8 protein-coding genes are annotated in these 14967 nt (G+C 72.2%); 1 reads left to right on the top strand and 7 read right to left on the bottom strand.

The window, feature by feature from the left end:
• Positions 1-156: 156 nt before the first annotated feature.
• The 6 genes from AABA78_RS14455 to AABA78_RS14430 all read right to left on the bottom strand — a co-directional run bounded on the left by AABA78_RS14455 (position 157) and on the right by AABA78_RS14430 (position 12414).
• Entirely contained in the window at positions 157-1287 is a 1131-nt protein-coding gene (locus tag AABA78_RS14455; RefSeq protein WP_338263650.1) for a SpoIID/LytB domain-containing protein, read from the bottom strand.
• Positions 1284-3587, bottom strand: a complete 2304-nt coding sequence (gene pbpC / locus AABA78_RS14450) for a penicillin-binding protein 1C (protein WP_338263648.1) — start codon at positions 3585-3587, stop codon at positions 1284-1286. Before pbpC ends, AABA78_RS14455 begins: the two co-directional genes overlap by 4 nt.
• Positions 3587-9484 carry an alpha-2-macroglobulin family protein gene (locus tag AABA78_RS14445; RefSeq protein WP_338263646.1) on the bottom strand — a complete coding sequence of 1966 codons (5898 nt, stop codon included), beginning with the start codon at positions 9482-9484 and terminating at the stop codon, positions 3587-3589. Before AABA78_RS14445 ends, pbpC begins: the two co-directional genes overlap by 1 nt.
• Positions 9485-9588: 104 nt before the next feature.
• Positions 9589-9795 carry a hypothetical protein gene (locus AABA78_RS14440; protein ID WP_338263644.1) on the bottom strand — a complete coding sequence of 69 codons (207 nt, stop codon included), beginning with the start codon at positions 9793-9795 and terminating at the stop codon, positions 9589-9591.
• Between the two features lie 107 nt (positions 9796-9902).
• Positions 9903-11393 (bottom strand): hypothetical protein, encoded by a 1491-nt coding sequence (locus tag AABA78_RS14435; RefSeq protein WP_338263643.1) that lies wholly within the window; start codon positions 11391-11393, stop codon positions 9903-9905.
• 64 nt (positions 11394-11457) lie between these two features.
• Positions 11458-12414, bottom strand: coding sequence for an SDR family oxidoreductase (locus AABA78_RS14430; protein WP_338263642.1), 957 nt, complete (start codon positions 12412-12414; stop codon positions 11458-11460).
• A gap of 102 nt (positions 12415-12516) precedes the next feature.
• Between AABA78_RS14430 and AABA78_RS14425 the strand changes: the two genes are divergently transcribed.
• Complete coding sequence (locus AABA78_RS14425; protein WP_338263641.1) at positions 12517-13518, top strand: helix-turn-helix transcriptional regulator; 1002 nt, start codon at positions 12517-12519, stop codon at positions 13516-13518.
• Here AABA78_RS14425 and lpdA read toward each other — a convergent pair.
• A complete protein-coding gene (gene lpdA, locus AABA78_RS14420; RefSeq protein WP_338263639.1) occupies positions 13515-14912 on the bottom strand; it encodes a dihydrolipoyl dehydrogenase in 1398 nt (465 codons plus the stop codon). The genes AABA78_RS14425 and lpdA overlap by 4 nt on opposite strands.
• Positions 14913-14967: the final 55 nt, after the last annotated feature.

Below are 14967 nucleotides of genomic sequence, written 5' to 3'. Positions count from 1 at the left end.
CCCACCGGACCGCGCGGGGCTGAGGGCTCTGGTGCAATCGATACGGAGCACAGCGGGTGCTGGTAAGCCCTCGCGGTGAGCCCGGGGGTGAGCCCCTGGAGGGCCGTCACCTTCGCGGACGACTGCGAAAACGGGAGGGCATTCCAGCCCCCGCGTTCACTTGCCCGCGAGCTTCCCGGGGAGGGCGCGCGGGAAGTAGTGCGCGAGCAACTGCTCTGCGGTCCACCCCTGCCGTGCGAGCAGGGCCGCGCCGGCCTGGCAGAGCCCGACACCGTGACCATGGCCCTGCCCTTCGAGGAGTGCCTGGTCACCCCCGAGCGTCATGGAGAACCTCGCGCTGCGGATCCGATCCCACCCGGCGCGGGCCCCGAGCGCGCGGAAGAAGGCATCGCCCCGCGCATCGCGTCCCGAAGCGCGGTCCACGATGCGCACCACCGCCCCGCTGGAGTCCCGGTCCAGCAGCAGATCCTCCGCCTGCGCGGGGCCACCGAGCGCATCCGACGCGGCGGCCGACACCCGCGCGCGAGGCACGACCGCGCGCCACGGAGACGCGGGGCAGCGGTCTGGCACGGCGGCGGCGCCAGTGCGGTCCGGAGCCCCGAACACGGCCACGGGCTCGGCCGTATGTCCGCCGCAGCTTGCGTGGAAGGGAGCGAGGGCAATGGCGCCATCGGACAGGCGCAGCACGATGCCTTCGGTGGAGCGGGCGGCATCGCGGGCGCGGCGCAGGTGGCGAGCGAAGCCCTCGCCGCGAAGGACCTGGCAGTGGGTGAGGTCGCAGGCCCGGGCCTCGTCGTGCCGCTTGCCGGAGGCGAGCACATAGCTGCGGGCGGTGATGGCCTGGGCCCGGAGCGCTTCGAAGGGGGTGTCGACCTCGGTCTCGCTGGCGGTGACGGCGGCGACGTAGGCCTCCAGCGCGAAGGTGGCGACGACGATCAACTCCCCGTCCCGGGCCTCCAGCGACAGCGCGGCCTCGTAGCGTCGATCCACGCCCCGGCCCCGGACATGCCAGCGGCCCGCGTCCAGCCGGAGCACGTTCGGTTGCGGACGGCCCTCCACGATGAGCGTGTCCCCCGTCGCCACGACCTCCAGCGAGCGCGGGCCATCCAGCCTCAACCGCGCAGGGCGGTGCTTGGAGAGGATCCGCACGTCGACCTGCGTATCGGCGGCGGGCTTCGGCTTCGCCTCACGCGCGATGGCTCCAGGGCTGGAGGACGTGCTCCTGGCATCGGCAGCCGTGCCCGCCACCAGCGCGGCGATGAGCACGGCGACGCCCGCCGCGTTCATCGGACTCGGTACCGCGTCACCGCCAGCGGCTCGGAGCCACCGGGCGCCCACAGCTCCAATCGGCGCTCCCCTTCCACCGCTGGTAGCCGCGTCACGAAGGGCGGGCGCAGTTCGATGCGGCGGCCGTCGTCCGTGCGCAGCTCCAGCAGCTTCGCTCCCCGCGGCGCCATCACGCGCACCGGCACCGCCTGCGCGCTCTCAGGCAGCTCCGGCTCCACCAGGAACTCATCCCCGTTCGCCGGCAGGATGAAGCCGGGCTCCATCCCCGGCCCGCCCTCCGCGCTCACCGACGTGGAGGTCAGCCCCTCCGCCTGCGCCCACGCGAGGTACGCCGGGCCCACGTCCAGCGCGCCGTCGCTCCGGTGCATCTTGCACTCGTGGCGCGGCGCCGTGCCCGGCAGGTAGACCTCCTTCATCGCTCCGGGACAGTTCGGGCTCGCGCGCTCGCCGGACAGCGGGCAGATCTCAGCGGACTCGAAGTGACTCCGGTCCACCAGCGGAGCCGCGCGGAGGCCCCTCATCGCCAGCGACATCACCCGCGCGAACACCGGGCCCGCGCCCGTGATGCCGGACACACCGCGCATCGGCGTGCCGTCGAAGTTGCCCACCCACACGGCCACCGTGCGCTCGCGCGTGAAGCCCGCCGCCCAGTTGTCCACGTGCGCCCGGCTCGTCCCCGTCTTCGCCGCCACGCGGAACGGCAGCCGCAACGCATTGTCCAGGCCGAAGGCCGGCGCCCGCGCGGCCTCGTCCGCCAGCACGTCCGTGAGCAGCTCCACCGGCCGCGCCGCCAGGAAGCGGTGCTCCTCCAGCTCCTGCGGAATCCGCAGCGCCTTGCCGTCCGGCCCGAACGCCGCGCGCACCTCCCTCAACGGCCCCACCACCCCGCCCCGCGCCAGCCCCCGGTACGCCCGCGCCAGCTCGCGCAGCGTCACGTCGCCGTTGCCCAGCACGATGCCCACGCCGTAGTGCGACGCGCTCTCCGTGAGGCTCTGGAAGCCCGCCTCGCGCAGCACGCGCAGCACCTGCTCCGGCCCCAGCGCGTCCGCCACGCGCACGGCGGGGATGTTGTAGCTGGACGCCAGCGCCGCCCGCAGCCGCACCGGGCCGTGCACGCGCCGGTCGTAGTTCTTCGGCACGTACGCGCCGCCCGGCGTCGCCAGGTGCACCTCCACGTCCGCGAGCACGCTCGACGGCGTGAAGCCCTTGCTCAGCGCCAGCCCGTACGCGAACGGCTTGAGCGCCGACCCCGGCTGCCGCAGCGAGCGCACGCCGTCGTTCTGTCCGCCCTTCTCCTCGTCCAGGAAGTCCGAGGACCCCACGTACGCGAGCACCTCGCCCGTCGCGTTGTCCAGGACGATGGCCGCCGCCTCGCCCACGCGCCGGTGCGCCAGCCCGCGCAGCTCCTCCGTGATGGCCTTCTCCACCGCCGCCTGGAGCGCAGGGTCGATGGTCGTCTCGATGCGCGACGCACGGTCCAACCCCAGCTCCGGCAGCCGCTGGAGCAGCGCCGTCGTCAGGTGCGGCACCTCGAACACGCGCTCCGGAGGCACCAGGTCCAGCGGCGTCTCCTCCGCCGCCTTCGCCTCCTCCTTCGTCAGGAAGCCCTCCTCCACCATGCGCGAGAGCACGTCGCGCATCCCGGCCATCGCCATCTCCGGCCGCCGGTAGGGATCCCTCCGCGCGGGTGAGCGCGCCATCCCCGCGAGCAGCGCCGCCTGCCCCGCCGACAGCCGCTCCGCCGGCCGCCCGAAGTACCGCTGCGCCGCCGCCTCCACGCCGAACGTGGAGTTCCCCAGCGGCACGCGGTCCAGGTACTCCAGCAGCACCTGCTCCTTGGGCAGGTGCGCCGTCAGCCGCAGCGCCCACAGCGCCTCGCCGGCCTTGCCCCACCACGAGCGCTCGCGGGGCACCAGCCTGCGCGCCAGCTGCTGCGGAATCGTGGACGCGCCGGACACGATGCGCCCGGCCGACACGTTGTCGCGCGCCGCCCGCGCCACCGCCACCACGTCCACGCCCGGATGCCACGTGAAGCGTTGATCCTCCGCGGCGATGAAGGCCTGCCGCACCCTCGGGGGGATGCGTCCCCCCGGAAGGCCCACACTGCGTCCGTCCTCGCGGGAGAGCACCTCGCGCAGGGCGTGGCCCGTGCGGTCGGTGAGCACCAGCGAGGACAGCGCCTCGCGGGACAACAACGTCCCCGGCAGGGGCCACGCGACGAAGGCCGCGCAGCCCACCACCCCGAGCGCCGCGACGACCGCCACGGCGCGCATTGCCCCGCGAAGCGTGAGGCGCTTCATCACTTCGAAGCGACCTCGTCCGGCATCAGCACCGGGAAGCGCCCACCCTCGGAGCGGCCGAACACCTCCGGCGCGTACATCTCCTCCGCGTGCGCGGGCTTGAGCACGAAGTCACCCGGCGTCGTGGCCCGGGCGACGAAGCTCGTCACGTGCACGCCGGGGGGCAGCTCGTCGGCGAAGAACACCACGCGGTCATCCCGCATCTCCGTGTGGTTGAACGGCGACCAGAAGCGCGTCGCCCAGACGTTCTTGCCCTCGTCCGTCTCCGACAGGTCCTCCCCGCTCTCGTACTCGTAGCCCTCGCCGGGGCCCTCCTCCTCGCCGGAGCCCGCGGGGCCCGGCAGGCTCGCCGTGCTGGCCAGCGACGTGTCCACCGGCTCCAGGCCCGCGGGCAGCGGCACGTCCACCGCCACGAAGTTGCGGCGCATCGGCGTGGCCACGCGCACGCGCACGCGCACCAGCTCACCCGCGCGGGCGGCCTTCGCCTGACCGCCGCCCGAGTACGGCTCGAACCAGCGCTGGACGATGATGCCCCGGTCCATCGGGTCCACCGGCAGCTGCGCCGGCGCGTAGCGCAGGAGCGCCCCGTAGTAGAGGTTGCCCGTGCCGTTCACCCCGAAGGTGAAGGGCTGCGCCTTGTCCGCCGGGCCCAGCTTCTCCACCGGCACCTGCACCGTCTTCACGCCCATGTCGCGGCCCTTGAAGTCGGCGGAGGCCAGCACCTGTCCGCCCAGCTTCACCACCGCCTCGAACGACGGCACGGCCGTCTCCTTGCGGCGCACCACTTCGGACAGGGCCATCAGCGTGAAGGCCGCCTCCTGCGTGTTGCGGAAGCGCCCGTCCCCCTCGCGCGCGGACGCCAGGTAGCGCCCCATCTTCGACACGTAGGGGTGGTCCGGCTGCACGTCCACCAGCGTCTGGAGCACCAGCGCCGTGGTGCGCGTGTCGGAGGACCAGAGCGGCGCGTACGTCTTCGGGTCCGTCTCCTGGAAGTGCACGCCCGCCGCGGTCTCCTGGGCCGTGTTGAGCAGCTCCTGGAGCATCTTCTGGCCCTGCGCGCGGTTGCCCTTCCCCACGAAGATGGCGTCCGTCAGCATCGCCCGCGCGAAGAGCGGCAGCTTCTGCCGCTGCTCGAACAGCTCGTTGTAGTACGACGGCCGCGGCGCCCCCATGCGCGCCAACGTGTAGAGCGCGAAGGCCCGCGTCTCCGGCCCCACCGCGCTGCAGCCGTAGGCGCACTGCGAGCACACGCCCGCGGCCACCTTGTCCGCCAGGAACTTCTTCGCCTTGTCGAGCACGCCCGCGTTCACCGCGTAGCCCACCTCCTTGGCCCGGGCGAGCGCCAGCGTCGCGTACGCGGAGGCATACGGCGACGAGCAGTCGCTGGAGGCCCAGAAGCGGAAGCCACCGTCGTGGTTCTGGAGCGCTTCGATCCTGCGCACCGTCGCCGCCACCACCGTGTCCGGATCCAGCGTGCCCTGCGTCTTCAGCGCGTCATCGCTGAGGAAGCTCCGGACGAACGCCTGCTTCTGCTCGTCCGAGCCGCCGGTCCACGCCACGCCGAACTTGCCCGACAGCTCGCGCAGCGCGACGAACGGCACCAGCCGCGACGACATCTGCTCCAGGCAGCCGTAGGGATAGTCCACGAGCTGGTTCATCGACTCGTCGAACCCGCCCATCACCGTGGAGGACATCGTCACCGTGAGGCCGCCCATGCCCGGACGCACGCCGCCCGGCGGCTGGAGCCCCTCCACGCGCTCGCTCGTCGTGTCGCCGTAGACCGCCACGGCCTCCATGCCCACGGGCAGCTGCACGGGGATCTTCTGCTCCACCGCGTCCGTCTCCCCGCCGCCCGCGACGGCGAAGCGCAGCACCGCGGTGCCTGGCTGCTCGGCCACGAAGGTGAAGCGCACCTCGCGGGCCTTGCCGTCCAGCTGCACCGTCTTCTCCATGGGGCCCTCCACGCGCACGCCGGTGAGCTGCGCGGTGACTTTGGCCTCCTTGATGGCCGGGTTCGTGGTGTGGATGACCACGCCCGCCTCCGCCTTGTCGCCCACGCGCACCAGCCGGGGCAGCGCCGGCAGCGCCAGCAGCGGCTTGGCCACCTGCACCTTGCTCTCCCCCACGCCGAAGCGGTCCGCGTCCGTCACGGCCACGGCCATGATGCGGAAGGTGGTCAGGTTGTCCGGCAGCGTGAACTCCACCTTCGCCTGGCCCTGGTCGTCCGTCTCCACCGACTGGAAGACCGCCGTCGTCTTGAAGTTGGACCGGATGCCGGAGCCCGTCGTGTCGGAGCCGCCGGAGCCGCCCGGCCGCGAGCCCTTCTCGCCGTACAGCTTGCGCAGCACCAGGTGGATGAGCGGCTCGCCGATGCGCACCGACAGGCCGCGCTCCTGGAACATCGCGTCCAGCGGATCCGGGGCCTTGTAGCCCGTCAGCCGCAGCACGCCTTCATCCACGGCCCAGAGCGTCACCTCCGCCTTCGCGCCCTTGCCCGCCGAGTCCTTCACCGCGACGTCCACCGTCACCTTGTCGCGCGGGCGCTTCTCCGGCGCGTCCGGCGTCAGCGCCACCGACAGGCGCTTGGCCTTCTTCTCCACGCGCAGCTGCGTGTAGCCCACGCGGACGGCGGGGCGGCCCGGGTCGTCACCGGACTCGATGCCCTTGGCCGCCTCCACGCGGCCGCGCACCAGCACCACGCCCACGTAGACGTTGGGGATGGCGCCCTCGCCCAGCGGGATGTCCAGCGCGGTGGCGCTGCCCTTGAGCTTCACGCGGCGCACGCTGAGCACGCCCTCGCGCTCCACCGTGACGAGCGCATCCGCCTGCGGGTACGGGCTCTTCACCAGCACCTTCGCGGTGTCCCCCACGTCGTACAGCTGCTTGTCCGCCACCAGGTCGATGCGGTCCGTGTCGTTGCGCTGCCAGGACACCCAGCCGGAGCCGGTGACGTAGAGCGAGTCGCGCGTCGTCGCCTTGCGGCCCTTCGCGTCCGTGGCCACCGCCTCCATCACGTACAGGCCGGGCTCCGCGGGGGTGAACCTGCACGCCTGCGGCGTCGCCGCGCTCTTCACCGAGCACTTCGCCGCCTCCGTCTCCACGGGCTCCGTGACGGTGAACCACTGGCCGCCGTCGCCCTTCTTGCGGATGGACTTCCAGTCGCGGCGCTTGACGTTCACGTCCACCGCGACGCCGTCCTGGCGCTTGCCCTCCGGGGAGACGGCGATGACCTCCAGGCCCACCTCCTTGCCCGCCTCCGCGAAGCCGGTGGAGAGCAGGCGCAGGCCCGCGTAGACGTCCGCGGGGTGCACGATGATGAGGTTGCGGTTGGCGACGCGCTGGCGGTTGACGTCCTCCACCTCCGCCTCCAGCGTGTACTCCCACGTCTTGCCGCCGGGCGCGTCCGCCGTGCCCAGCGCCAGCGCCAGCTGCCCCTGCGCGTCCGTGCGGCCGTCACCGGAGCCGAACGATTCAGTGCTGGTCTCCGGGTGCTCGTCGTCCCACCACCAGGTGTTCACGCCGAAGGTGAAGGCCTCGTTGCCCGGGGGCGCGAAGAAGGAGCTGGCGCGCTGCACGTTCCAGCGCACCTGCGCGTCGCCCATGGCGCCGCCGAACAGGTAGCGCGCGTCCACGCGGGCGGTGAGCGGATCGCCGGCCGCGGCGTCCCTCTTGGGCACCGCCACGTCCACGCGGAACTGCGGCGCGCGGTACTCCTCCACGCGGAAGGTGCCGCCGTAGCTCAGCGACTCGCCGCCGACCTTCAGCTTCGCGGCCACGTCGTAGTAGCCGAGCGGCAGGTCCTTGCCCAGCTTGAGGTCCGCGCGGAAGGTGCCGTACTTCGTGACGGCGGCCTCCGTCTGGAAGACCTTCTCCCCGCGCGAGCTGGTCACCGTGATCTGCGCCTTCGTGTTCGCGGGCGGCGACTTGAGCACGCCCAGGCGGCGGTAGCGCGCCACGCCCTTGAGCATCACGTCGTCACCGGGGCGGTAGATGCCGCGGTCGGCGAATACGAAGCCCAGGCTGTCCGGGACGCGGCCCTCCCACGCGCTCTGCAATGAGAACGCGCCGGGCGACATGCCGCCCTCCCACGTGGACAGCGTCACGCCGATGTCCGCGTCCTTCACCGCGGACACCATGGCCCAGGGCGTGCTCCAGGAGGACTCGTCCTTGGGCTTGAGCAGCTCCGACAGGCCCGGCACCTTCGCCAGGCCATTGGCGTCCGTCGTGCCCGTCCAGTGCTCCGTGCCCGCCTTGTCCCAGAGCGTCAGCTGCGCGTCCGGCACCGGGGCGCCCGTCGCCAGCGACGTCACCCAGACCACGCCGGAGGCAGCGCCCAGCTTCGCGTGCACGGCCAGGTCCGTCACCTGCCCGATGACGCGGTGCGGGTAGCGCTCCTTGAGCGTCGGCGCCGTGAGCCGCGCGAGGAACAGGCCCGTCTTCGCGCCGTTGAACGCCTGGCGCAGGTCCAGCGGCGACGTGCGCTCCACGTTGCGCGCGGCCTTCGTGTCCACCGTCGTCCGGAAGGGCTCCGTGGACGGCCACTCGTTGGTGTCGATGAGCTGCGCGAGCTGCGCGGGGGACAGCGACCACACCTCCGCCTGGATCTCCGGGACGTTGGTCGTCACCAGCGGGATGGAGCCGTCACCGGACGCCTCCACCAGCGCCTCGCGCGAGCCCGAGTCGAAGGCCGGATCCACGTCCGCCAGCGTCACCTCGCCCTGGAAGGCGGGGCCCGTCTGCCCGAAGAGGTCCTTGTAGCCCGCGGCGACCTTGATCTTGTACGTGGTGCCGGGGCGGTAGCGGCCGGGCAGCGACACGTAGGGGTTCTTCAGCTCCGCGCCCGCCCACGGCCGCTGCGTCTGCACGCGCTCCCAGTCGATCTCCGCCTTGGGCTCCAGCGTCACCTTGCCCTTGAGCGATTCGGCGTCCAGCTCGTTGGACGTGAAGAGGATGAGCGGGCCGTAGGAGCACTTCTCCTCGCCCCAGGTGAAGACGCACGCGCCCGCGGACTCCATCTTGAGCGCGCCGTAGGTGGCGTACGCGTAGCGCACCGCCTCCCCCATGGGCAGCGGGCCGTCCGTGCCCGTCAGCTCGCCGTCCACCACCAGGGTGAACTGCGTGCCCGCGGGCAGCTTCCGCGCGGGCTTCAGCTCGTACTTCACGCGGCGGTCCTGCGACTTGCGCTCCGGGCCGCTGCCCACCTGCGTCTCCTTCAGCTCCGCGTACGGCGTCGCCTTCACCAGCGTGAGCGGCACGGGCGCGCCGGTCGCGGGCTCCAGGCGCGCGTGCTGCGCCAGGTCCTTCACCGCCTGGTTGAAGGTCAGCGTGAAGACCTGCTCCGGCTCCAGCCAGCGGTACTCCGCCTCCGGTTGCGCGGTCTGGATGGCGGGGCGCGGCGTCTCGAACTGGAAGGTGTACGGCTCCGCCAGCGCGGTGCCGTCCATGGCCTTGAGGCCCGCGGGCACCGTCACCGTGTACTGCGTCCCCAGCTTCACGGGGGAGCCCGGCACGAACTCCACGCTCGCGGAGCCCAGCCAGCGCCACTCCCCTTCCAGCGCGGGGGAGATGCTCGCGGGCGCCGCCAGGCCGCGCTCCGCGGCGACGGAGCCCAGGGCGATCATCGGCTTGGTGAAGGTGATGGTCGGCCGGACGTTGCCGTAGGCCTGGCCCTGGGGCCGCACGGCCGCGATGGTGAGCGGGCCCTGCTCCGCGGCGTCCTGGGCGTCGATCTTCAGCGCGGGAGGCTCGGGCAGCGGCTCGACGGCGAGGCCAGGGGACTTCGAGGACGGAGTCGGCGCGGTGCCGGTCTCCGACGGGCCGCCCTTCGCGTCCTTGTCGCCCCGCGAACACGCGGTCGCGACGACGAGGCAGAGGGCCAGCAGGGAGAGTCTGCGCATGGTGGGGCTCACGGAGTTCCAGGGCGGGCACACGTGGCTGTCCCCCCTGAAAAATGACGCGAGCACCGTACCATGGGGCCCCCCGCCCCGCCTTCACTCCCGAGTCATCCCGGCAGCCGCGGATCCGCGCCTCGGATTCCGAGCGACTGAGAGTCCCGGCCCGTGACGCGGGGGTAACGCGGCCGGACATCCAGCACCGGAGGGCCGTCCGCGAGCACGGACGTGGGCGCGAAGGCCCGGGCGACGGACACGACACAGCCACCCAGCAGCTTGCGCCAGTGGGACTTGGGACGACGGGCGGGTGACGCCATGGATGCCTCCGGCCGGATGGGGGAGACACCAAGGTGGAAGGGGGACCGCGCACCGGCCATCGCACCGGTGCGCGAGCGCCCTTCCTTCAACGGACAGTGGCGGGGCTCTACCCGCGCGGAAGCAGCAGGCTCCCGGCGGCGAGTCCCAGCAGGAAGGCCACGGCGACGAGCAGCATCACCCAGCGCACGGCGACGCCCGTCGCGCGCGGGGCCTGCGGGCCCACGGTGGCGCGGGTGGGCGCGGATTCGTCCGGCACGAGGATGCGGACCTGGATGGCGGCGGTGCGCAGCACCTCGTCCACGTCGGTGAGGAACTTCTCGTACTCCTCCGGCGCGAGCTCCAGGGGGCTGCCGTGCTGGAACTCGTAGCGCCGGGCCACGGCCTCGTGGTTGCGCAGCGAGGCCTGTCCCCTGGCCACGTCCACCCAGCCCGCGACGAGCGCGGGGGCCACGCCCTTGCGGTCCACGAGCGAGATGGCCTGCCGGGCCTGCTTGCCGCCCGCGGTGCTGGGGCCTTCGGGCTCGTCCACGCGCAGGATGCGGTGCGGGGAGCGGCCGTAGATCTTGTGCTGGAGCTCGGTCTTGAGGCGCTCCGCGAGCAGCGCGGAGTGGGTGGCGAACATCGTGCGCAGCTCGGGCGTCTGCGCGGCCTGGCTCGCAGCCTGCGCGGAAGGCAGGGGCGCGAAGATCATCGGCTCCGGCCGGCTGGCCTTCGGCGGACTGTCGGCGCGTGCCGCGCGAGGCGGCTCGGGGGAGCTTCCGTCCAACTCGGCGCCACGGCCCGCGCGGATGAGCTCCGGCAGCTCGATGGACTCATCCTGCGCGCCTGTGCGGCCCAGGCGGGCCATCTCCGGAAGGCCCTGCCCTTCTTCACGGCCGCCGCCGCGCGCGGAGCCACCGCTCCGGGGAGGGCGGACGATCTCCGGCAGGCCCTGGCCTTCTTCACGAGCACCACTCCGACCCGGACGGATGATCTCCGGAAGCCCCTGGCCTTCTTCACGCGCGCCACCACGGCCCGCGCGCGCGTTCTCTGGAGGCCCCTGACCGTCGTCCCGCGTGCCGCCTCGACCTGGACGAATGATCTCTGGAAGGTCCTGCCCCTCTTCGCGAGTCACCGCACGACCGGGCCGCGCGATCTCCGGAAGGCCCTGCCCTTCCTCGCGTGCACCGCCACGCGAGGGGCGAAAGGCGGTTTGCGGCGCGGCGAAGCCCTCGTCGTCATCCTCGCCACGAACGTCCCAGCCTTCGCGCGCGTTGGGCGGAGGCGGGGGCGTGAGGCCGTCCACGCGGGTCTCCTCGACGAGGTCCTCGTCGGGAACGGGCGGCGGCGTCATCCGCGTCTCGAGGCCCGTGAGCTCCGCGGCGCGAATGGCCGCGCCCGTGGTGGGCGCGACGCGGGTCTGGTTGCCCCAGGACTTCCGGCCCGCACCGCTCGCGGACGCGCGGGCCGCCTCCGCGGCGGCCCGCTGCGTGGAGGCCGGCACCTGGGTCTGCTCGGTGCGGACCTCCTCCGTCTCGTCCAGGTCGTCGTCGAGCGGTGCGACCCGGGTCTCGTCGATCCGCTCCGGCGCGTCGTTCCTGCGGTGCCCCTTGGCCATGTGCGCGACCTCTCGCGTCAGACCATAGCGCTTCGTCCCGCCGCCGGGGATGGGGCGTGCGCGGTCAGTACCGCGGCCAGTCCGGGCAGACAGTTTCGATGGCGCCCCCCAGCCACGACGCATACGCCGCGTCGTCCGCGACGGTGTACGCCTTCCCGTACGTCCGCTCGAAGTACTCCGCCCAGTGCGGCTGGGAACCATCCAGGTCCGTGAAGCCGTACTCGCGCGCCAGCGTCCACGACGCGACCACGCGCCCCGCCCTGCGGTGGACGTGCGGATCCGCCGCCAATGCCGCCACCGCGCGGCCCACGTACGACGGCGTCTCCGACGCGATGAAGTCCGGCACGGTCTTCACCGCGTCGCGCCAGTTCGCCTCCTTCACCCCGAAGCCATCCAGCATCTCCTCCGAGCGCAGGAACCCCGGCGTCACCGCCAGCGCCGTGACGTTCGTGCGGCGCAGGTCCCGCGACATCGCGAAGGCCAGCCGGATGACCGCCATCTTCGTCACGTCATACGCGACGCCGCCCCGGTACCCGAACGAGTCCCCATCCGTCACCTCCACGATGAGCCCCCGGTCGCGCTCCAGCATCAACGGCACCGCGTAGCGGCTGGTGCAGAGGTGCGTGTACACGGCGCGGTCGAACATGAGCCGCGCCTTCGCGGGTGACTGCTTCCAGAAGGCCAGCCCCAGCTCGTGCAGCGTCTCCCCGCCCCAGATGTCGTTGACCAGCACGTCCAGCTTCCCGGCCTCCGCGCGGATGCGCTGGCAGAGCGCCTCCACCTCCTCCTCCACGGTGTGGTCCACCCGCACCGCGATGCCCTTCCCGCCCAGCGCCGTCACCTGCTCCGCCGTCTCCTCGATCGTCTCCGGCCGCGAGTCCCCGCTCGCCAGCCGGCCCCGCACGCTGCGCCCGGTGCAGTACACCGTGGCCCCCGCGGCCCCCAGCATCGTCGCGATTCCCCGGCCCGCGCCCCGCGTCGCTCCCGCGACCAGGGCCACCTGTCCCTCAAGTGGCTTCATGTCAGTGCTCCCCTTTCACGCGCCACCTTGCACGCCCAATCCTGACAACCCCTGTCATGATTCCCGGTCCAGGCTGCACCTCACCCCAAGCCCGGAGGGCCCATGCGCGCGGATCGCCTCGTCCACCTCTTGATGCGCCTCCAGGTCCGCCCGCGCAGCACGGTGGGCGAGCTGGCGCGCGAGCTCCAGGTCTCCAGCCGGACCGTGCACCGCGACCTCGACGCCCTCTCGACGGCGGGCGTCCCCGTGTACGCGACGCGAGGCGCGGCGGGCGGCGTGGCGCTGATGGAGGGCTGGCGCACGCAGCTCACCGGCCTCACGCGTCCGGAGCTCCAGGCCCTGGCCACGCTGGGAGCCCCCGGAGCCCTGGAGGACCTGGGCCTGTCCACGCCGCTGCGCACGGGCCTGGTGAAGCTGGCCGCGGCCCTCCCCGCCCTCCAGCAACCCGCGCTGGAGCACGCGCGCCAGCGGCTCCACGTGGACGCCTCCGGCTGGTTCACCGGCCGCGAGCCGCTGCCGCACCTGGGCAAGCTGCGCGACGCCGCCTGGCAGGACCGCCGCGTGTCGCTGAGCTACCAGGACTTCGACGGCGCCCGCTCCCGCCGGACGGTGGACCCCTACGGGCTCGTCATCAAGGCGGACCGCTGGTACCTCGTCGCCGGGACGAACAAGGGCCCCCGCGTCTTCCGGGGCGGGCGCATTGGCGACGTGCGGCTCTCCCCCCAGGGCTTCACCCGCCCCCACGGCTTCGACCTGCCCGCGTTCTGGAAGGACTGGTGCGCGAAGTTCGCCGTGGAGCGCCCCCGCTACGACGTCACCCTCGCCTGCACGCAGGAAGGCGAAGCGGCGCTGCGGAGGCTGCGTCCCCCGGCCGACGGTGAGCGCATCGACAAGGCGCCCGCGGCACGCGGTGGGAAGCGGAAGGTGACGCTGGACTTCGAGCGGGAGTCCATCGCGGTCTCCCAGCTGTGCGAAATCGGGGCGGGCGTGGAGGTGCTCGCCCCGGAACCGCTGCGCCAACGGCTGGCCGCGCTGGCGGCCTCACTCGTGGCGCTCTACGGCGGACCCGGCCGGAAGAAGGGGCCGGGCCGCCGCGCCCGCTAGAAGTGCAGCGGGTGACCCAGCGTGGCCTCGGCGCCCTCGTGCATGATCTCGGAGAGCGTCGGGTGCGCGTGGATGGTGTGGGCCAGCTCCTCGGTGGTGATCTCCAGCTTCATCGCGACGCAGGCCTCGGCGAGCAGCTCCGTGGCGTGCGGCCCGATGATGTGGATGCCCAGCACCTCGTCGTACTTCCGGTCGGAGACGATCTTGATCATGCCGATCGACTCGTTGGAGATGGCCGACTTCGTGACGGCGCCGAAGGGGGCGATGCCCACCTTCACGTCGTAGCCGCGCTCCTTGGCCTTCTTCTCCGTGAGGCCCACGGACGCCACCTCGGGGTAGCAGTACGTGGCCGACGGGGTCAGGTCGTAGTTGATGGGCGCGGGGTTCTTCCCGGCGATGTGCTCCACCACCATCACGCACTCGGCGCTGGCCATGTGCGCCAGCATCGGCGTGGGGATGACGTCGCCGATGGCGTAGACGTTGGGCTCGCTGGTGCGGCACAGCGTGTCGACCTTGATGAAGCCGCGGTCGGTCTGGATGGACGTCTTGTTGAGGCCCACCTCCTCGGTGACGGGCGCGCGGCCCACCGCCGACAGGAGGATCTCCGCCTCCAGCGTCTTCGTCTCCTCGCCCACCTTCATGGTGACGCGCACGCCGTCCGCCGTGTGCTCCACCTTCTGCACCGCGGAGCCCGTGTGCACGTCGATGCCGCGGCGGCGGAAGATCTTGTCCAGCTCCTTGGAGACGTCCGCGTCCTCGATGGGGAGCAGCGCGGGCATGTACTCCACGATGGCCGTCTTGCTGCCCACGTGGTTGAACACGGAGGCGAACTCGCAGCCCACCGCGCCCGCGCCCAGGACGATGATGCTCTTGGGGATGCGGTCGATGGTCAGGATGGAGTCACTGTTCATCACCCGCTTGTGGTCCACCTGCACGTTCGGCAGGGACTTGGGCACGGAGCCCGTGGCGATGATGATGTTCTTCGTCTCCAGGGTCTGCTTGGAGCCGTCCTCCGCCGTGACCTCCACCTTGCCCTTGCCGGAGATGCGGCCGTGGCCCTTCACCACGGTGATCTTGTTCTTCTTCATCAGGAAGTCGATGCCGTTGGCACCCTTGGTGACGACCTTGTCCTTGTGCTTCTGGGCGTTGGCCCAGTTCACGGTGGGGTTCGCCACGTCGATGCCGAAGTCGGACGACTCCTTGATGTGGTGGAAGAGCGACGCCGTCCACAGGAGCGACTTGGTGGGGATGCACCCGCGGTGCAGACACGTCCCGCCCAGGCGCTTGTCCTTTTCGATGATGGCCGTCTTCAGCCCGAGCTGGGCCGCGCGGATGGCGCCCACATAGCCGCCAGGACCCGAGCCGATGATCACCACGTCGAAAGTCTCAGCCACACACGCCTCCGGTCATTTTTGCGGATGGAACTCGCGGGCGCTGATAACCCCCGGT

The sequence above is a fragment of the Corallococcus caeni genome (genome assembly GCF_036245865.1).
In the GTDB taxonomy this organism is placed as follows: domain Bacteria; phylum Myxococcota; class Myxococcia; order Myxococcales; family Myxococcaceae; genus Corallococcus; species Corallococcus caeni.
The sequence above is the reverse complement of the archived record's forward strand: the minus strand, read 5'-3'. Positions and strand labels throughout refer to the sequence as shown.